This is a genomic window from Streptomyces sp. RLA123, assembly GCF_056270165.1.
The window spans coordinates 7,494,373-7,516,532 of record NZ_JBWDOR010000003.1 but is presented as its reverse complement, the minus strand read 5'-3'; the positions used below and the strand labels follow the sequence as shown (position 1 = coordinate 7,516,532).

General features: G+C 75.1%; 2 protein-coding genes. Both read left to right on the top strand.

Going from position 1 to position 22,160, the window contains the following annotated elements; genetic code table 11:
* Positions 1–18 precede the first annotated feature (18 nt).
* Entirely contained in the window at positions 19–21,936 is a 21,918-nt protein-coding gene (locus tag RV983_RS34440) for a non-ribosomal peptide synthase/polyketide synthase (RefSeq protein ID WP_475989633.1), read from the top strand.
* Positions 21,933–22,139, top strand: coding sequence for an MbtH family protein (locus RV983_RS34435; RefSeq protein ID WP_475989632.1), 207 nt, complete (start codon positions 21,933–21,935; stop codon positions 22,137–22,139). The genes RV983_RS34440 and RV983_RS34435 overlap by 4 nt, the downstream gene beginning before the upstream one ends.
* The last annotated feature ends 21 nt before the right edge of the window (positions 22,140–22,160 follow it).

The following is a 22,160-nucleotide window of genomic DNA, read 5'->3' as shown; positions in this document are numbered from 1 at the left end:
GGGGAGGCACGGGCACCAGTGTCGGGTATCGAAGAACTGACGGCGACGGCAAGGGATTTCTGGCGGGCGCGGCTCGTTCCGCTCGCACAGGAGACCGTTCTCCCCGTCGATTTCCCGTATCCGCAGCGGCCCTGCGGCCCCGCCCTGGTCCGCTCCCGCGCCCTGCCCGACGCCGTACCGGGCGAGGCGGGCCCGCTCGCCGCGTACGCCGCCCTCCTGCACCACTACGGGAGCGGCGCCGGCGACATCGTCCTCGCCCACGACGGGCTGCCGTTGCGGTTCGCCCTCGCCGCGGACACCACCTTCGCCGAACTCACCGCGCGGGTCGCCGACGCCGCGGCACAGGCCCGCGCCCACCGCGTGCCCGTCCCGGCCCTGGTATCGGAACTGGGCGCCGAGGCGACCCGCGGCGGTGGCCTGGTCTGCAACACCGGCTTCGCCGCGGGCGACTGGGCCGGCGGCCCGCTCGACCTGGAACTGCGGGTGACACCGGGCGAGGTCCACGCCGCGTACCGGCCCGACCTGTTCGAGGCCGCCACCGTCGACCGGATCCTCGGCCACTACGCGACGCTGCTCGCGGACGCCGGCGCGCACCCGGACCGGGCCGTCGGCGAACTGGAGCTGCTGGACGGGACGGAACGCCACCGCCTCCTCCACGAGTGGAACGACACCGCCCACGACGTGCCGCTCGCGACCTGGCCCGCGATGTTCGCCGAGCAGGTCCGCACCCGGCCCGGCGAGACCGCCCTGGTCTTCGAGGACGTACGCCTGACCTACGCCGAACTCGACGCGCGCGCCAACCGCCTGGCGCACGCCCTGATCGCCCGGGGCGCGGGGCCCGAGGCCGTGGTCGCGCTGGCCGTGCCGCGCTCGGCGGAGCTGATCGTCGCCGAGGTCGCGGTGCTCAAGTCGGGCGCCGCCTACCTGCCGGTCGACACCGACTACCCCGCCGACCGCGTCGCCTACATGCTCGCCGACGCCGCGCCGGTCTGTCTCGTCACCACCTCCGGGATGACCGGGGAACTGCAGGACGCGCTCGACGGCGTATCCGCACTCGTGCTGGACCACCCGGCCACCGTGGCCGAGCTCGCCGGACTGCCGACCCGCGACCCCGGCCTCGGCGGGCGGCTGTCCCTCGGGAGCGCCGCGTACGTCATCTACACGTCCGGCTCCACGGGCCGTCCCAAGGGCGTCGTGCTCTCGCACGCGGGCGTCGCCAAACTCGTCGCCACCCAGAGCGAGCGCTTCGGCATCGGCCCCCACAGCCGGGTGCTCCAGTTCGCCTCCCCCAGCTTCGACGTCGCCTTCTGGGACCTGTGCCTCGGCCTGCTCTCCGGCGGGCAGTTGGTCGTCGTCCCGTCGCAGCTGCGGGTGCCGGGCGCGCCACTGGCCGACTACGCGAACGCCCACGGCATCACCTTCATGATCCTTCCGCCGGCGCTGCTCGCCGCCATGCCGGAGGACGTCCACCTGCCCGCGGAGGCGACGCTGCTCGCCGGTACCGAGCGCGTCTCCCCCGAGCTCGTCGGCCGCTACGCGCGCGGCCGCATGATGTTCAACGCCTACGGCCCGACCGAGGCGACCACCAACTCCACGCTGGGCCTGTGCGACCCCGACACCCCGCCCGGGACGATCGTGCCCATCGGCGTGCCCGACCCGGGCACCCTGGCGTACGTGCTCGACGGCAGGCTGCGGCCCGTACCTGCCGGTGTCGCGGGAGAGCTCTACCTCGGCGGCGCGGGACTCGCCCGCGGCTACCTGGGGCGGCCCGGCCTGACCGCCGAGCGCTTCGTCGCCGACCCCTTCGGCGCGCCGGGCGAACGGCTCTACCGCACCGGCGACCTGGTGCGCTGGAAGGCCGACGGGCGGCTGGAGTTCCTCGGCCGCGTCGACAGCCAGGTCAAGATCCGCGGCTTCCGCATCGAGCCGGGCGAGATCGAGTCCGTGCTGCGCTCCCACCCCGCCGTCGCGCAGGCCGCCGTCGTCGTCCGCGAGGACCGGCCCGGCGACCGGCGGCTGGCCGCCTACGTCGTGCCGTCGCTGGACGGCGACGCCGAGGTCGCCGAGTGGAAGGACCTGCACGAACTGCTCTACTCCGCCGCGGGCTCCGAGGGCTTCCAGGAGAACTTCGCGGGCTGGAACAGCATGTACGACGGCCTGCCCATCCCCCTCGCCGACATGCGCGAGTGGCGGTCAGCCACGGTCGAGCGCATCGCCGCGCTCAAGCCGCGGCGTGTCCTGGAGATCGGCGTCGGCAGCGGCCTGCTGCTCTCCCGGCTGGCGCCCGGCTGCGAGGCCTACTGGGGCACCGATGTCTCCGAGGAGGCGGTCGCCGCCCTGCGCGGGCAGATCGGCGACGTGCCCGGACTCGCCGGGCGCGTCGAGCTGTCGGCCCGCCCCGCGCACGACACCGCGGGGCTGCCCGAGGGGTACTTCGACACCGTCGTCGTCAACTCCGTGGCCCAGTACTTCCCGGGCGCGGACTATCTGGAGGACGCGCTCCGCAAGGCCGCGACGCTGCTCGCGCCCGGCGGCGCCCTCTTCGTCGGTGACGTCCGCAACCTGCGGCTGCTGCGCACCCTGCGGGCCGCCGTGGAGAGCCGCCGCGGAACCGGCACGGGGACGGCCGCCGCCGAGGGCGGCGCCGGCGGCGCCGACGAGGAGGAGGCGCTGCGCGCCGCCGTGGACCGAGCGGTGGCATGGGAGGGCGAACTCCTCGTCGATCCCGACTGGTTCGCGGGCCTCGACGGCTTTTCCGCCGATGTGCGGATCAAGCGCGGCAGCCACCACAACGAGCTGACCCGCTACCGCTACGACGTCGTGCTGCGCCCGGCGGCGGACGCGGCCCCCGACGCGGCCGAGGAGATCGCGTGGTCCGCCCTGGACGGCCTCGGCGGCCTCGGCGCCCTCGACGCACGTCTCGCCGCGCGCCCGGAGCGGCTGCGTGTGACCGCCGTGCCCAACGCCCGGCTCACCGAGGACCTCGACGCCCTCGCCCTCCTCGGCGACAGCAGCCGCCCCGGCGCCTGTGGCGTGGGCGGTGTCGATCCTGAAGCGCTGCACGAACTCGCCGCGCGGCACGGCCTGTCCGCCGCCCTCACCTGGACCGGCGACGCCGACGACGGCAGCCTCGACGCCGTCTTCACCTCCGGCGACGCGGCCCCGGGAGCGCTGTACCGGCCCGGTGGCGGCCGGCCGCTCGCCAACCGTCCCGCCCCCTTCCGCGATGTCTCCGCGCTGATGCGGACGCTGCGCGCGCACGCCGCGGAGTTCCTGCCGGAGTACATGGTCCCCGCGGCCCTCGTGCCGCTGGACCGGCTGCCGGTGACGCCGAGCGGCAAGCTCGACGGCGCCGCCCTGCCCGTCCCCGACTACACCGCACTCAGCTCCGGCCGCGCCCCGCGCGACGCGCGCGAGGAGTTGCTGTGCGGGCTGTACGCGCGGGCCCTCGGGGTGCGCTCGGTCACCGTCGACGACGACTTCTTCGCCCTGGGCGGCGACAGCATCGTGGCGATCCAACTGCTCGTGCTCGCTCGTGAGGCGGGTCTGCGGCTCACCCCCCGGGACGTCTTCCGGCACCGCACGGTCGCGGCGCTCGCGCGGATCGCCGAGAGCGCCGACGGGGACGGCGCCGGGCAGGACATCCCGCTCGTGGAGCTGACGGACGCCGAACTCGCCGCCCTGCGGGACGGCCTGCCGACCGCCGTCGAGGAGGTGCTGCCGCTCGGCCCCCTTCAAGAAGGCTTCTTCTTCCATGCGCTCGTCGACGGCGACGACCATGACGCCTATGTCGTCCAGCAGGCCGTCGAGCTGTCAGGACCCGTCGACGGCGCGGCACTGCGCCGCGCCGCGCAGCGGCTGCTGGAGCGGCACGCGCCCCTGCGCGCCTGCTTCCGCCGGCTCGCCGACGGGCGACCGGTCCAGGTCGTCACCCGGGCCCCCGAACTGCCCTGGCGCGAGGTGGACCTGTCCGCGCAGGAGGACGGCATCCGCCGGGGTCTCGCCGACGCCGTCGCCGCCGACGAGCGGGGCCGTCCCTTCGACCTCGCCCGCCCGCCGCTGCTGCGCTGCGCGCTGGTCCGGCTCGGCGAGGGCCGCAGCCGACTGCTGCTGACGTTCCATCACATCGTCGCGGACGGCTGGTCGCTGCCCGTACTGCACCGCGAGTTGATGGCCCTGTACGCGCCCGACCCGGCGCCCCTGCCCGATGTGCCCGCCTACCGGGCCTACCTGCGCCGGATCGCCGCCGCCGACCGGGACGCCGCTCGCGCCGCGTGGCGTTCGGCCCTTGCCGGGCTCGACGGGCCGACGCGCCTGGTGGACGTGCCCGCCGACGGCGGACCGATCGAGCCCGCGCAGATCCGCCTGGAGCTGTCCGAGCGGGTCACCGCGCGCCTCGCCGCCCGCGCCCGTGAACTCGGGGTGACCCTCGGCACCGTCGTACAGGGCGCCTGGGGTCTGCTGCTGGGCCGGCTGACCGGGCAGCAGGACGTCGTCTTCGGCACCACCGTCTCCGGGCGCGACGTCGCCGTCGACGGCATCGCCTCCATGGTCGGCCTGTTCATCAACACCCTGCCGACGCGCTTCACGTGGGAGCCGTCCGCCGGTCTCGGCACGCTGCTGCGCCGTCTGCAGGACGAGCAGAGCGCCCTGCTGGACCACCAGCACCTGGGTCTCGCGGAGATCCAGCGGGCCGCCGGGCACGCGGGAGGCGGCGAACTCTTCGACACCCTCGTCGTCTTCGAGAACTACCCGGCCGAGACCGGACTCGCCGATCCCTCGGGCGCCGTCCGTGTCACCGGCCACGCCTTCCACGACACCGTCCACTATCCGCTCGCGCTGATCGTGAAGCCGGGCCGCCGCCTGGACCTGCGGCTCAAGCACCATGCGCGGCGCATCGACGCGGACGCCGTCCGCGCCCTCGGCGGCCGGCTCGCGCTGCTGCTGGAGGCCGTCGCCGACGACCCCGGCCGCCCGGTGGCCTCCGTCGGGCTGCTCACCGCGCACGAGCGGGAGGCGGCCCATCTCGCAGGCCCGGTCCGCGAGGTGGCCGCCACCACACTGCCCGCCGCCGTCGCGGCCCAGGCCGCCCGCACGCCCGGCGCCACCGCCGTCGTGTACGGCGACACGACCCTGACGTACGCCGAACTCGACGCGCGCGCCGAGGCGCTGGCCGCACGGCTGCGCGCCCGCGGCGCCGGGCCGGAGCGCTTTGTCGCCGTCGCCGTCCCGCGCTCGGCGGAGCTGATGGTGGCGCTGCTCGGCGTCCTCAAGTCCGGCGCGGCCTACCTGCCCCTCGACCCGGACTACCCGGCCGAGCGCGTCGCCTACATGCTCGCGGACTCCGGCGCGGCCACCGTCGTCACCACGGCGGCCGACGCCGCGCGGCTGCCGGAGGCGGAGGGCCTGACGCGGCTCCTCGTCGACGCCGCCGAGGAGGGCACGGAGACCGTCGCGGCCGGGAAGGAGGCCGGGCCCGACGACCCGGCGTACCTGATCTACACCTCCGGCTCCACCGGCCGCCCCAAGGGCGTCGTCGTCACCCACCGCGCCATCGTCAACCGCCTCGCCTGGACGCAGGGCGAGTACGCCCTCACCGCCGACGACCGGGTGCTGCAGAAGACCCCGTCCAGTTTCGACGTCAGTGTGTGGGAGTTCTTCTGGCCGCTGTGCGAGGGCGCCGCCGTCGTCCTCGCCCGTCCGGACGGACACCGCGACCCGGCCTACCTCGCCGGGCTCGTCCGCGAGCAGCGCATCACCACCCTGCACTTCGTGCCCTCCATGCTGGAGGCGTTCCTCAGCACCCCGGAGGTGACCGCCGACGCCTCGTGGGCGGCGAGCCTGCGCCGCGTCCTCAGCAGCGGCGAGGCCCTGCCGGGCGGGGCCGCCGCGCGCTGGCAGGCGCTCACCGGGGTTCCGCTGCACAACCTGTACGGGCCGACCGAGGCCGCCGTCGACGTGACGCACCATCCGTTCGACGGCGCCGCCGGCACCACCGTGCCCATCGGACGGCCCGTGTGGAACACGGGACTTCGCGTGCTGGACACCTGTCTGCGCCCGGTGCCGGACGGCGTGCCGGGCGAGCTCTATCTGACCGGTGCGCAGCTCGCCCGCGGCTACCACGGCCGCTCCGCGCTCACCGCGGAACGCTTCGTCGCCGACCCGTTCGGCGCGCCCGGCGAGCGGATGTACCGCACCGGCGATCTCGTGCGCCTCAGGACCGGCGGAGTCGTGGAGTACCTGGGCCGCACCGACCGCCAGGTCAAGCTGCGCGGCAACCGCATCGAACCCGGCGAGACCGAGGCCGCCCTCGTACGCCTCCCGGAGGTCGCCCAGGCCGCGGTGACGGTGCGCGAACAGCGCCTCGTCGCGTACGTCGTGCCGTCCCGCGGCACCCGCCCGGACACCGCCGCGCTGCGCGCCGCCGTCGCCGGGGTGCTCCCGGCGCCGCTCGTCCCGGACGCCTTCGTCGTGCTGGACGGGCTGCCGCTCACCCCCAGCGGCAAGCTGGACCGGGCCGCGCTCCCCGCGCCCGAGGTGGAACGCGCCGCCGCCCGCGCGCCGCGCACCGACCGGGAACGCACGCTGACAGAGGTGTTCGCGGCCGTCCTCGGCCTGCCCGACGCCGGCCCGGAGGACGACTTCTTCCTGCTCGGCGGCGACAGCATCAGCTCGATCGGAGTGGCCGGCCGCGCCCGTGCGGCCGGCCTGGAGCTGACCCCGCGCGATGTCTTCGAGCACCGCACGCCCGCGGCGCTCGCCCTGGCCGCCCGCACCGGCGCCGTGGCCGCCGAGCGCACCGGGCCCCTCCGCCCCGAGCTGGCACCCGAGGAGACCGCGCGCGTGCACGGGCTCGCAGGCGGGGCGCCGGCCGAGATCTGGCCGCTCGCCCCGCTGCAAGAAGGCCTGTTCTTCCACTCCGCGTACGACGACGACGCCTTGGACGTCTACACCGTCCACGAGTCCTTCGACTTCGCCGAGCGCCTGGACGAGGGCCGGCTGCGCGCCGCCGCCCGCACGCTGCTCGCCCGCAACCCCGGGCTGCGCGCCGGGTTCACCAGCGACGGGCTGCGCCAGCCGGTGCAGTTCATCGTGGCGGCGCCCGAGGTGCCGCTGGAGACGGTGGACCTGTCCGCGCTGCCCGAGGCCGAGCAGGAGACGCGGCTGCGCGAACTGATGGACGCCGAGCGGACCCGCCGCTTCGACCTGTCCGCGCCGCCGCTGTTCCGCATGCTGCTCGTGCGCCGCGGCGCCGAGCGCGGTGACCGCCTCGTCATCGGCCGTCACCTGATCCTGTGGGACGGCTGGTCCGCGTGGCTCTTCCTCGACCAGCTCTTCGCCCTGTACGCGACGGGCGGCGACGACACCGGGCTGCCGCGCCCCGGCTCCTACGGCGACTACCTGGCCTGGCTGGGCACCCAGGACGACGCCGCCGCGACCGCCGCCTGGCGTGCCGCGCTGGCGGGCCTGGAGGAGCCCACGCTGCTCGCCCCGGCCGTCGCCGACGCGGGACTCGAACCCGTCATTCCCGAGCAACTGGACACGCTGCTCACGGCGGAGCTCGGCGACTCGCTGCGCGAGCGGGCCCGGGCCCACGGCCTCACCCTCAACACGGTGCTCAACGCCGCCTGGGGCCTGACCCTGGCCTCCGCGACGGGCCGCGCGGACGTCGTCTTCGGCACCACCGTCGCGGGCCGCCCGACCGAGGTGCCGGACGTCGAGCACGTCATCGGCATGTTCCTCAACACCGTCCCCGCCCGCGTCGCCCTCGACCCGGCGGAGACCGTGCTCGACCTGCTGCGGCGCATCCAGGGCGAACGGCTGGAGCTGATGCCGTACGAGTACCTGGGGCTCGGCGTCCTGCAGTCCGAGACCGGGCACCGCCGGTTGTTCGACACACTCTTCGTGCTGCGCGACAACGACACCGAGGAGCGGCTGGAGCGGCTGCGCACCGAGCACGGCGCCACCGCCGTCGCCAACGTCGACGCCACCCACTACCCCGTCAACCTCATCGTCACCCCGGGCCGGCGTGTCCTGGTCACCCTCGCGCACCGGCCCGACGTCGTGGCCCACGAGGCCGCCCGCGCGCTGCTGGACCGCTTCACCCTCCTGCTGGAGGGCATGGCCCGGGACCTGACCGCGCCCGTCGGCCGTCTCGATGGGCTGCTGCCCGCGGAACACGCCGCGCTGGAACGGGAGTGGGCCGGCAGCCGGGTGCCGGAGCCGACCGAGACGATCGCGGACCTGCTCGCCGCGCAGGCCGCCCGCACCCCCGGCGCCACCGCCCTGGTCTTCGGCGAGCGCACCCTCGACTACGCCGCGCTGGACGCCGCCGTGAACCGCACGGCCCGTCTGCTGCTCGCCCGCGGCGCGGGTCCCGAGAAGGTCGTGGCGCTGGGCCTGCCGCGCTCCCTGGACACGGTCGTGGCCCTGTTCGCGGTGCTGCGCACCGGCGCCGCCTACCTGCCGCTGGAGCTGGACCACCCGGCCGACCGGCTCTCCCTGATGCTGGGGGACGCCCGTCCGCTCCTGCTGCTCAGCAACGCCGCCGTCTCCGCGACCCTCGACGCGGACACCCCGCGGGTGCTCCTCGACGATCCCGCCGTGGCCGCCGAGCTCGCCGCGCTGTCCGACGCCCCGGTGACCGCGCGCTTCAGCCTGGAGCACCCCGCGTATGTCATCTACACCTCGGGCTCCACCGGCCGCCCCAAGGGCGTCGTCACCCCCTACCGGGGTCTGACCAACATGCAGCTCAACCACCAGAAGGAGATCTTCGCCCCGGCGATCGCGTCGGCGGGCGGACGGCGGCTGCGCGTCGCGCACACCGTCTCCTTCGCCTTCGACATGTCGTGGGAGGAACTGCTGTGGCTCGTGGAGGGCCACGAAGTGCACATCTGCGACGAGGAGTTGCGCCGGGACGCGCACGCCCTGACCGCCTACTGCGAGCGACACCGCATCGACGTCGTCAACGTCACCCCCACCTACGCCCGCCTCCTCATCGAGGAAGGGCTGCTCGACGGACATGTCCCGCCGCTCGTGCTGCTCGGCGGCGAGGCCGTTCCCGAGACGGTGTGGGCGCGGCTGCGCGACACCGAGGGGAGTTACGGCTACAACCTGTACGGACCGACCGAGTACACCATCAACACCCTTGGCGGCGGCACCCGCGACAGCGCCACCCCGACCGTCGGCCGCCCCATCCGGGGCACCCGCGCGCACATCCTCGACGCCTGGCTGCGGCCGGTGCCGGACGGCGTGCCCGGGGAGCTGTACATCGCGGGCGTCGGCCTGGCCCGCGGCTATCTGGACCGGCCGGGCCTGACCGCCGAGCGGTTCGTGGCCGATCCCTTCGGGGAACCGGGCGAGCGGATGTACCGCACCGGCGACCTGGTGCGGCGGAACGCGGAGGGCGACCTGGACTTCCTCGGGCGCACCGACGACCAGGTGAAGATCCGCGGCTACCGCGTCGAGCCGGGCGAGATCGAGACCGCCCTCAGCCGCCACCCGCGCGTCTCCCAGGCCGCCGTCGTCGTCCGCGACGACCGGCTGATCGGCTACGTCGTGCCCGCCCCCGCCGACCCCGCCGAACGGGAGTCCGCCGAGCGCGCCCAGGTCGGCGAGTGGCAGGAGATCTACTCCGACGAGTACGAGGAGATCTCCACCGCGGTCTTCACCGAGGAGTACGCGGGCTGGGACAGCTCGTACGACGGGCAGCCGATCCCCTTCGAGGACATGCACGAGTGGCGCGAGGCCACCCTCGCCCGCATCCGCGAGCTGCGGCCCCGGCGCATCCTGGAGATCGGCGTCGGCTCCGGCCTGCTGCTGTCCCGGCTGGCCCCGGACGCCGAGGCGTACTGGGCCACGGACTTCGCCGCGCCCGTCATCCGCAAGATCGGCGAGGAGTTGCGGCGCGACCCGGAGCTGGCGGCCAGGGTGGAACTGCGCTGCCGGCCCGCCGACGACCTGGAGGGCCTGCCCGCCGGCTACTTCGACACGATCGTCATCAACTCGGTCGTCCAGTACTTCCCGAGCGTGGCCTATCTGGAGTCGGTCGTCCGCGGCGCCATGGAGTTGCTGGCGCCCGGCGGCGCGCTCTTCGTCGGCGATGTGCGCAATCCGCGGCTCGCCCGCACCTTCCACACCGAGATCCAGCGCGCACGCGGCACGGACCCGGCCGAGTTCGAGCGGGCCGTGGACCGCGCCCTGCGACTGGAGAAGGAACTCCTGGTCGACCCCGACTTCTTCGCGGGCCTCGGCTACGGTCTCGACCTGCGCACCAAGCGCGGCCTGCACCACAACGAGCTGTCCCGGCACCGCTACGACGCCGTCCTGTACCGGGGGGAGCCCGCGGTGCGGCTGGGCGACGAACCCATGACCGCGTGGTCGCGGGACCTCGCCGGGCACCTGCGCGAGCAGCGCCCTGAGCGGCTGCGCGTCACCGCCGTCCCGGACGGGCGGGTCACACCTGACGGTGTCGATCCCGAGACGCTGCACGACCTGGGCGCAGGCCTCGGCTACCGCGTGCTGACCACGTGGGCCGGGGAAGCGGGCTCCTACGAGGCGGTGTTCGTGCCCGCGGACACCGCCGGTACGACCGCCGGGCTGTACCGGCCGGGCGGCGGCAGCGCCCCCTACGCCAACGACCCGGCGGCGGGCCGCGACGCGAGCGCCCTGGTGAGGGTGCTGCGCGAGGACCTGAAGCGGGAACTGCCCGAGTACATGGTCCCGGCGGCCTTCGTGACGCTCGACCGGCTGCCGATGAACGCCAACGGCAAGCTGGACGTGCGGGCGCTGCCGGACGCCGAGCCGGCCGTGGCGCTCGGCGGCGGGCGCGGGCCGCGCACCCCGCGGGAAGAGGTGCTGTGCCGGCTCTTCGCCGAGGTGCTGAGCCTGCCGTCGGTGGGCGCCGAGGACAACTTCTTCGACCTGGGCGGCCATTCGCTGCTCGCCACGCGCCTGGTGAGCCGGGCCCGCACCGAACTGGGCGCGGAGCTGGCCATCCGCGACCTCTTCGAGGCCCCCACGCCCGCGCAGCTCGCGGGCCGGGCGGACGCCGGCCGGCCCGCGCGCCCCGCGCTCACCGCGGCGTCCGAACGGCCCGTGCGGGTCCCGTTGTCCGCCGCGCAGCGCCGGCTGTGGCTGGTGGAGCGCCTCACCGGCGGCGGCGCTGCGTACAACTTCCCGCTGGTCTTCCGGCTGCGCGGCGCCCTGGACACCGCCGCGCTCCGGCAGGCGCTGCGCGACGTCGCGGCCCGGCACGAGGCGCTGCGCACCCTCGTGGACGAGCAGGACGGTGAGCCGTACCAGCGGATCGTGCCCGCGGACGACGCCCGGCCCGAGGTCACCGTGGCCGGTGCCGCCGAGGCCGAACTGCCCGGGCTGATCGAGGCGGCCCAGCGCCGCCCCTTCGACCTTGCCGGGCAACTGCCGCTGCGCTGCGAGGTGTTCCGAGTCGGCGAGGACGACCACGTGGTGGCCGTCGTACTGCACCACATCACCACGGACGAGTGGTCCGACCGCCCGTTCATGGCCGACCTGACGGCCGCCTACACCGCTCGCGCCGCGGGCTCGGCTCCTTCCTGGCAGCCGCTGCCCGTGCAGTACGCGGACTACACGCTGTGGCAGGAGCAACTGCTCGACACCGTCGGCGCGTCGCAGTCCGGGTACTGGACGGAGCGGCTGCGCGATCTGCCCGAGGAGCTGACGCTGCCCCTGGACCGGCCGCGCCCGGCCGCGCCCACCGGCGCCGGCGCGATCGTGCGGGGCGAGGTGCCCGCCGGCCTCGGCGGTGAGCTGCGGGCGCTGTCCGCCGCCACGGGCACCAGTATGTTCATGCTGTTCCAGGCCGCGACCGCGGCGCTGCTGCACCGGCTCGGCGCGGGCGAGGACGTGCCGCTGGGCGCGCCCATCGCGGGCCGCACCGACAGCGGTCTCGACGACCTCGTCGGCTTCTTCGTCAACACGCTGGTCCTGCGGACCGACCTGTCCGGTGACGGCCTGACCTTCCGTCAGCTGCTGGGCAGGGTGCGCGCGTCCGCACTGGAGGCGTTCGAGCACCAGGACGTGCCCTTCGACCGGGTCGTGGAGGCGGTGAACCCGCCGCGCGCGGCGGGCCGCAACCCGCTGTTCCAGGTGATGCTGGGCTACCACCACCGCCCGGAGGGCGACCCCGACGTGTTCGGCCTGGCCACCGAGTGGTTCGACATGGACACCGGCACGGCCAAGTTCGACCTCGACTTCACCGTCGTCGACCACGGCGAGGCGCGCCCGCTGCCGCTGCTGCTGGAGTACGCGACCGACCTCGCCGACGAGGCCACGGCCGCGCTGCTCGTCGCACGCCTGGTGCTGCTGCTGCGGCAGGCCTGCGCCCACCCCGACCGGCCGCTGGCGGAGTTCGACCTGCTGACGAGCGCCGAGCACGAGGCCTCCGCAGGAGCCTGGAACGACACGGCGCGGCATCCGTCCGAGGTCCGCGCGATCCCCGGGATCCTCGCCGACACCGTGCGGGCGCACCCGGACAGGACCGCGCTGGTGACCTCCGAGGGCGCGCTGACCTTCGGTGAACTGGGCGACCGGGTCGACGCCCTCGCCGCCCTCCTGCGCCGGCACGGTGCGGCCGAGGGCGCCGTGGTGGGCCTGGCCCTCCCGCGGCACGCCATGGTCCCGGCGATCCTCGGCGTGCTGGCCTCCGGCGCCGCCTACCTGCCGCTCGATCCGGCGCTCCCCGCCGAACGCCTGGAGTTCATGCTCCGGGACGCGGGCCCGGTGTGCCTGCTGACCACCGACGAGCTGGGCGACCGGTTGCCTGCGGCGCCGGGCGTCGAACGGCTGCTGGTGGACGGCCCCCTGCCCGAGGCGCGGGAGTTCGTACGCCCGGCCGGTCACCCGGCGCTCAGTGCCGCGTACACGATCTACACCTCGGGCTCCACCGGCACCCCGAAGGGTGTCGTCGGCACCCACCGGGGCCTGTCCAACCTCTTCGGCGCGCATCGGCGGGACATGATCGAGCCGGCGGTCCTGGCCGCCGGCCGGGAGGTCCTGAAGGCCGCGCACACAGCCTCGTTCAGCTTCGACGCCTCCTGGGACCCGCTGCTGTGGCTCTTGGCGGGCCACGAACTGCACGTCGTGGACGAGCCGACGATGACCGACCCCGCAGCGCTGCTCGCCCACCTGGACGCACAGGCCGCCGACTACGTCGACCTCACCCCGACCTACCTGGTCGAACTGATGCACCACGGCTTCCTCGCCGCCCCCGGCGGCCACACGCCCGCCGTCCTCACCGTCGGCGGCGAGGCCACCCCGCCCGCGCTGTGGCGTCAGCTGTCCGGGCTCCCCGGCACCGAGGTGCACGACCTCTACGGCCCCACCGAGGCCTCCGTCGACGCCTACGGACGCCACAGCGGGCCCCCTGAGTGGGCGGCGCCGCTGGACAACGTGCGCACCTACGTCCTCGATGCGCGCCTGCGCCCGACGCCTCTCGGCGTACCCGGTGAGCTGTATCTCGCCGGTGCGGGCCTGGCCCGCGGTTACCTGGGGCTGCCCGGCCTGACGGCCGAGCGATTCGTCGCCGACCCCTTCGGGGAGCCCGGCGAGCGCATGTACCGCACCGGCGACCTCGCACGCCGTCGTGCCTGGGGCTCCGCCCGGCCTGAGGCCGGCGGAGGAGGTCTGCAGTACCTCGGGCGCGCCGACGACCAGGTCAAGATCCGCGGCTTCCGCGTGGAACCCGGCGAGATCGAGTCCGTGCTCGCCGCCGGGCCGGGCGTGTCGGCGGCGGCCGTCGTCGTCCGCGAGGACACCCCCGGCGTACCGCGCCTCGTCGCGTACCTCGTGCCCGCCCCGGGACAGGGCGTCGACCCGGCAGCGCTGCGCGCCCACGCCGCCGCCACGCTGCCCGAGCACATGGTGCCCGCCGCCTTCGTCGGCCTCACGGCCCTGCCCCGCACCGTCAACGGCAAGCTGGACCGCGCCGCGCTGCCCGCCCCCGACCTGTCGCCGGCCGTCGGCGGCCGCCTGCCGCGCGCGCCGCGCGAAGAGGTCCTGTGCGAGCAGTTCGCCGCCGTGCTGGGCCTGGAACGGGTCGGCATCGACGACGACTTCTTCGTCCTGGGCGGCCACTCGCTGCTCGCGATGCGCCTGATCAGCCGTATCCGTACCGTGTTCGGCGCCGAGGTGCCGCTGCGCGCCGTCTTCGACGCGCCGACCGTCGCCGGGCTCGCCGCCCTGCTCGACGGTCCGCGCGCCGCGGCCCGCCCGGCCCTGACCGCGGGCCGGACGCTCCCGGAGCGGCTGCCGCTGTCCTCCGCCCAGCGGCGGCTGTGGCTGCTGCACCAGGTCGACACGGCCGACCCCTCCTACAACCTCCCCGCCGCCTGGCGCCTCACCGGCGCCCTGGACCGCGCCGCGCTGGAGGCGGCGCTGAACGACCTCGTCGCCCGCCACACCACCTTGCGCACGGTCTTCCCGGCCGTGGACGGTGTGCCCCACCAGCGGGTGCTGGAGCCCGGGCAGGCGCGGGTGACGCTCGGCACGGCACCGTACGACACGCTCGCTGCGGTCGCCGCGCGCCCCTTCGACCTGGAACGCGAACTCCCCCTGCGTGCGGCGCTCTTCGGGACCGGACAGGACGAACACGTGCTGCTCCTCGTCCTGCACCACATCGCGACCGACGAGTGGTCGGACCGGGCCCTGCTCGCCGACCTCGGCGCGGCCTACGCCGCGCGCGCCGCAGGGCGCGCCCCCGACTGGGCACCGTTGCGGGTCGAATACGCCGACTACACCCTGTGGCAGCGTGAGGTGCTGGAGCGGTCCGGCGAGGATCTGCTCGCCTACTGGACCGAGGCGCTGCGCGACCTGCCCGAGGAACTGGCGCTGCCCACGGACCGGCCGCGCCCCCAGGAGTCCACGCACGCCGGCGGCACCGTCGGCTTCACGATCGGGCCCGGGCCGGAACACGCCCTGCGCGCACTCGCCCGCCGCGAGGGCGCCAGCATGTTCATGGTCTCCCAGGCCGCCGTCGCGGCCCTCCTGCACCGCCTCGGCGCCGGCGACGACATCCCGCTCGGCGCGCCCGTCTCCGGTCGCGCGGACGAGCGGCTGGAGGACCTGGTCGGCTTCTTCGTCAACTCCCTGGTGCTACGGACCGATCTGTCCGGCGACCCGGACTTCGCGGAGCTGCTGCGCCGTGTCCGGGCGACCGACCTGGCCGCGTACGAGCACCAGGACCTGCCCTTCGAACGGCTGGTGGAGGCCCTCGACCCGGCCCGCTCGCTCGCCAGGCACCCGCTCTTCCAGGTGATGGTCGTCCACCTCGCCGAGCGCGGCGGCACGCCCGTGCTGCCGGGCCTCACGGTCCGGCCGGAGCCGGCCGGCCAGGACACCGCCAAGTTCGACCTCAGCTTCGACTTCGTCGAGCAGGGTGAGGGCAACGGCATCCAGGGCTGGATCGAGTACAGCACCGACCTCTTCGACCGCCCGACCGCCGAACTGCTCGCCCGGCGGATGGAACGGCTGCTGGAGCAGGTCGCGGCGGACCCCGGGCGGCCGGTCGGCCTCCTCGACGTCCTGGACGGCGCGGAGCGCGCCCGGGTGCTGGAAAAGTGGAACGCCACCGGTCACCCTGTACCCGGCCTGACCCTCCCCGAACTGTTCCGCGCCCAGGCCGTGGCCACCCCCTCCGCGACCGCCCTGCTGGTCGAGGACATCGCGGTGACCTACACGGAACTGGACGCGCGCGTCGAACGCCTCGCCCACGCCCTCGCCGGCGCGGGCGTCGGCCCGGAGTCCACGGTGGCCGTCGCGCTGCCGCGCTCGGCGGCCCTTGTCGTCACCCTGCTCGCGGTGCACCGCGCGGGCGGCGCCTATCTGCCGCTCGACACCGACTACCCGGCGGAGCGGCTGGCGTTCATGCTCGCCGACGCCCGCCCGGTGTGCGTGGTGACGGCGGACGGAGTGGCCCTGCCGGACACCGACGCGCCGCGCCTGCCGGTCGACGCCGACGGCATCCCCGCCGCCGACGCCGCCACCGGCCCGCTGCCTCCGGCCCTCAACACGCGCCACCCCGCGTACGTCATCTACACCTCCGGCTCGACCGGCCGCCCCAAGGGCGTCGTCGTATCGCAGGAGGGCATCGTCAACCGCCTGCTGTGGATGCAGGACGCCTACGGCCTGACCCCGGACGACCGCGTGCTGCAGAAGACGCCGTCGAGCTTCGACGTCTCGGTCTGGGAGTTCTTCTGGCCGCTGATCACCGGCGCGACGCTCGTCGTGGCGCGCCCCGAGGGCCACAAGGACCCGGCCTACCTGGCCGGGCTGATCCAGCGCCGCGGCGTCACGACGGCGCACTTCGTGCCGTCGATGCTGCAGGCCTTCCTCGACGAACCGGCCGCGGCGGGGTCCACGGGCCTGCGCCGCGTGATGTGCAGCGGCGAGGCACTGCCCGCGTCGCTCGCGGCCCGCTTCCACGCGGTGCTGGGCACGGCCGAGTTGCACAACCTCTACGGCCCCACGGAGGCGTCGGTCGACGTCACCGCCCACGAGGTCCCCGCCGGCGCGGCCGCCGTTCCGATCGGCCGGCCGGTGTGGAACACCCGTACCTACGTGCTGGACGCCGCGCTGCGCCCGGTGCCGCCCGGCGTGCCCGGCGAGCTGTATCTCGCCGGTGTCCAGCTGGCCCGCGGCTACCTCGGCCGGACGGGCCTGACCGCCGAGCGCTTCGTCGCCGACCCGTACGGTCCGGCCGGGAGCCGCATGTACCGCACCGGCGACCTGGCGCGCTGGACGGGCGCCGGGGAACTGGAGTACCTGGGCCGCGTCGACGACCAGGTCAAACTGCGCGGCTTCCGCGTCGAACCCGGCGAGATCGAGACCGTGCTGTCCCACCGGCCGGACCTCGCCCGGGTGGTCGTCGTGCTGCGCGACGAGCGCCTGGTGGCGTACGTCGTGCCCGCCCCGGGACAGGCGGCGGACACGGCGGCCCTGCACGCCCATGCGGCCGCCGCGCTGCCGGAGCACATGGTGCCCGCCGCCTTCGTCGTCCTGGACGCCCTGCCGCTGACGCCGAACGGCAAGCTCGACCGCGCGGCGCTGCCCGCGCCGGACTTCGCCGCCGAGGTCACCGCGACGACACCGCGCACCCCGCGCGAGGCGCGGATGTGCGAGCTCGTCGCAGACGTCCTCGGGCTCGAACGCGTGGGCCCCGAGGACGACTTCTTCCGGCTGGGCGGGGACAGCATCATCGCGATGCAGCTCGTCGTCCGGGTCCGTGCCGCGGGCCTGACGATCACCCCGCGGGACGTCTTCCGGCACAAGACGCCGGCCGGTCTCGCGGCCGTCGCCGTCGACACCGTCCGCGAGGACACCGCGGACGACGCCGCGCTCCTGCCCGCCCTCGCCGACGCCGAACGCGCCGAACTCACCGGCATGGGGGCGGCCGAGGTGCTGCCGCTCTCCCCGCTCCAGGCCGGACTGCTCTTCCACGCCTCCTTCGACTCCGGCGACCAGGGCCCGGACGTCTACACCGTCCAGGTGTCGTACGACATCGAGGGCCCGGTCGACGCCGAGCGGCTGCGCGCCGCCGGGCAGGCGCTGCTCGACCGGCACGAGAGCCTGCGTGCGGGCTTCCGCTACCTCTCCTCCGGCCGCCCGGTGGCCGTCGTGCCGCGCTCGGTGCCGCTGCCGTGGCGCCAGGTGAACGTCCCCGCCGACGAGACCGAGTGGGAGCGCCTGCTGCTCCAGGAACGGCGCCGCTTCGATCCGGCCGAACCGCCGCTGCTGCGGCTGCTGCTGGCCCGGACCCACGACGGCCGCCACCGCCTCGTGCTGTCGCACCAGCACCTGCTGCTCGACGGCTGGTCGGTGCCCCGGCTGATGGCGGAACTGACCGCCCTCTACGACGGGGGCGCCCCGCCCGCCGCCGCCCCCTACCGCGACTACCTGCGCTGGCTGGCCCGGCAGGACACTGCGGCCTCCACCGCCGCCTGGGCCGCGGCCCTGGACGGGCTGGAGGAGCCCACGCATCTGGTGCCCGCCGACGCCAACCGGGCGCCGGTCGTGCCCCGCACCCACACCGTCGAGGCCGACGAGCGGCTGACGGAGGCGCTCGGTGCGCTCGCCCGCCGCCGCGGACTGACCGTCAACACCCTGGTGCAGGCCGCCTGGGCCATCGTTCTGTCCCGGCTCACCGGCCGCGACGACGTGGTGTTCGGCGCGACGGTGGCCGGCCGGCCGCCGGAGCTGGACGGCGTAGAGTCGATGATCGGCCTGTTCATCAACACGGTGCCCGTCCGCGTCCGGCTGCGCCCGCAGGAGCCGGTCGGCGCCCTCCTGGACCGCCTCCAGGACGAGCAGTCACGGCTGCTCCCCCACCAGTACCTGGGGCTGGCCGACATCCAGCGCGGCGCCGGGCTCGGGGACCTCTTCGACACGCTGATGGTCTTCGAGTCCTACCCGGTCGCGGACGAGGCGGCGGACGCGAGCCTGCGCCTGTCGGTGCGCGAGCACGAGGACGCCACGCACTATCCGTTCGCCTGGGCCGTCGAACCCGACGAACGCCTGCGCCTGACGGCGGAGTTCCGGCCCGATCTGTTCACCCCGGCCGCGGCCGGGCGCATGGCGTCGGCCATGGTCTCGGTCCTGGAGGCGATGGCGGGCGACCCGGACACCGCCGTCGGACGCCTCGGCATCCTCGGCGACACCGACCGGCGCACGCTGCTGGAGACCTGGAACGACACGGCCCTGCTCGCGCAGACGGCGGACGCCACCGTCCCCGCCCTGTTCGCGGCGCAGGCCGCGGCGTCCCCGGACGCGGTCGCCGTCACCGACGCGACCGTGACGTGGACGTTCGCCGAACTCGCCGCCCGCACGGACCGGCTGGCCCGCGTGCTGGCCGGAGCGGGCGCGGGCCCGGAGGGGATCGTGGCACTGGCGCTCCCGCGCACCGCCGACCACATCACGGCGATCCTGGCCGTGATGACCGCGGGCGCCGCCTATCTGCCGCTCGACCCCGGCCTGCCCGCCGACCGCGTGCTCGACATGCTGACCGACGCCCGCCCGCGGCTGATCCTCACCACGGACGCCCTGGCCGGCTCCCTGCCGGACACCGACGTCCCGGTGCTGCGAGTGGACGCCCTCGACGGCCTCCCGGAAGCGGCACCGCGGGCCCCCTCGCCCGGCCACCCGGCGTACGTCCTCTACACCTCCGGCTCGACGGGCCGCCCCAAGGGTGTCGTGGTCACCCAGCGCAGCCTGGCCAACCTGTTCCACAGCCACCGCCACGACCTGCACGACCGCGCCAAGGAACTGACCGGCCGCCGCCATCTGCGGGTCGGCCACGTCTGGTCGTTCTCGTTCGACGCCTCGTGGCAGCCGCAGCTGTGGCTGCTGGACGGGCACGCGCTGCACATCGTGGACGACGAGACGCGCCGCGACGCGGAGCTGCTGGCCGCGCAGATCCGCGCCGAGGGGCTGGACTTCATCGAGGTCACCCCGTCGCTGCTGGCACAGATGGCGGACGCGGGCCTGATCCGCGACGGTCACTGCCCGCTGGCGGTGGTCGGCGTCGGCGGCGAGGCCGTACCGGACGCCCTCTGGTCGCGCCTGGCCACGCTGGAGTCCACCGAGGCGTTCAACCTGTACGGGCCCACCGAGGCCACCGTCGACGCCCTCGTCGGCAGGGTCGCGGAGAGCGACCGCCCGGTCGTCGGCCGCCCGGTGCACAACACGCGGGCGTACGTCCTGGACGGCTCGCTGCGCCTCGTACCGCCGGGCGTCACCGGCGAGCTCTATCTGTCCGGCGCCGGACTCGCCCGCGGCTACCTGGGGCGCCCCGGCCTGACGGCCGAGCGCTTCCTCGCCGACCCGTACGGTCCGCCCGGCGCGCGCATGTACCGCACCGGGGACCTCGCGCGGTGGACCGAGGAGGGGCAGCTCGCCTACGCCGGCCGCTCCGACGACCAGGTCAAGATCCGCGGCTACCGGGTCGAACTCGCCGAGGTCGAGAGCGCCCTGGCCGGACACGAGTCGGTCGCCCAGGTCGTCGTCACCGCCCGCGAGGACCGCCCGCGCGTCCGGCAGCTGGTCGGCTACGTCGTCCCCGCCGAGGGCCGTGACGCCGATCCGGCCGCCCTGCGGGCCCACGTGGCGGCGGCGCTGCCCGAGTACATGGTCCCGGCGGCCGTGGTCGTCCTGGACGCGCTGCCGCTGCTGTCCAACGGCAAGCTGAACCGCAAGGCGCTGCCCGCCCCGGACTTCACCACCGGAACGGGCGGCCGCAAGCCCACGAGCGGCACCGAACGCGCCCTGTGCGGGATCGTCGCCGAGGTGCTGGGCCTGCCCGCCGGGGCCGTCGGCACCGACGACGACTTCTTCGCCCTGGGCGGCGACAGCATCGTCGCCATGCAGTTCGTCAGCCGGGCCCGCGCGGCCGGGCTGCGGCTCACCCCGCGCCAGGTCTTCCAGCTCCGCGACGTGGCCTCGCTGGCGGAAGCCGCGATCCCGCTCGCCGGCGACGACTTGATCCGTACGCACGACGACGGCACGGGCCTCGTCCCGCTCACCCCGATCATGCACGCCCTGCGCGAGCGCGGCGGCCCGATCTGGGCCTACCACCAGGCCGCCCTGCTGCGGACCCCGGCGGACATGGACGAGAAGGGACTGCTGGCCGTCCTGGGGGCCGTCGCCGATCGGCACGACATGCTGCGCGCCCGCCTGGAGCGCACACGCACCGAGCCGTGCTCCACCGGCGAGGCCGGTGAGCGGTGGGCGCTGCGCGTGCCCGCCCCCGGCACCGTGGACGTGGCGTCCTGGCTCGCCCGCGCCGACGTGGCCGGAGCGGACGACGCGGGGCTGCGCGAGGCCGTCTCCGCCCACGCGGTCACCGCCCGGGCCGGACTCGACCCGGACACCGGTGACATGGTGCGCGCGGTGTGGTTCGACGCGGGGCCGGGACAACCGGGACGCCTGCTGCTGCTCGTCCACCACCTCGTGGTCGACGGTGTGACCTGGCGCATCCTGCTCCCCGACCTGGAGGCCGCCTGGGAGGCGGTGTCGGCGGGCCGCACCCCCGCGCTGCCGCCGGTGGACATCTCCTTCCGCCGCTGGTCCGAGCTGCTGGCCGCCCGTGCCCAGGACCCGTCCCGCGAGGACGAACTGCCCTGGTGGACCTCGGTCCTCGCGGACGGCGCGGGGCTGCCGCTGGCCCGGCCGCTGGACACGGCACGCGACACGGTGGAGAGCACCCGCTACCTGTCCCTGACCCTGCCCACCGAGATCACCGAACCCCTGCTCGGCCGGGTGCCGGCCGCGTACGGGGCGAGCGTCAACGACGTGCTGCTGACCGCGTTCGCGCAGGCCGTGGCGGACTGGCGGACGCGGATGCTGGGCGCGGAACCCGGCAGCGCGGTCCTGGTCGACCTCGAGGGCCACGGCCGCGAGGAGGAGCTGACCGGCAACGCCGACCTGTCCCGCACCATCGGCTGGTTCACCAGCGTCGTCCCGGTCCGCCTCGACCCGGGCGCCGGAGGACTCGACGCGGAGGAGGCCGTCTCCCGCGTCCGCGAGCACCTGACCGCCCTCCCGGCGGCGGGCGTCGGTCACGGCCTGCTGCGGCATCTCAACCCCGTGACGGGTCCGGAGCTGGCGCGACTGGCCGAGCCCCGGATCGAGTTCAACTACATGGGCCGCTTCGACGTCCCCGAGGCCGCCGACTGGTCGTACGCGCCCGAAGGCGACGCCGCCGACCTCGACGCCGACCCCGGGATGCCCATGTCCCACGCCCTCACCCTCAACGCCCTGACCGAGGACCGCCCCGGCGGCCCCGAGCTGGGCGCCCACTGGGCCTACGCCGGCGAACTCCTCACCGAGGAGGCCGTCCGGGATCTGGCACAGACCTGGTTCCGGGCCCTTGAGGCCCTGGTCACACGGAAGGAATCCACCCGATGAGCAGCAACCCCTTCGAGAACCCCGACGGCGTCTACTCCGTCCTGGTCAACACCGAGGGCCAGCACAGCCTGTGGCCCGATTTCGCCGACGTGCCCGCGGGCTGGACGGTCGCCCACGGCCCGGCCGGCCGCCAGGAGTGCCTGGACTACGTCGAGACCCACTGGAGGGACCTCCGCCCGAAGAGCCTCGTCGAGGGAGCCTGACCGCAGACGCCCGGAACGCAA

Bases quoted from the DNA above. Each gene is read 5' to 3' on its own strand.
- RV983_RS34435 (WP_475989632.1), top strand. From the start codon at position 21,933: ATGAGCAGCAACCCCTTCGAGAACCCCGACGGCGTCTACTCCGTCCTG.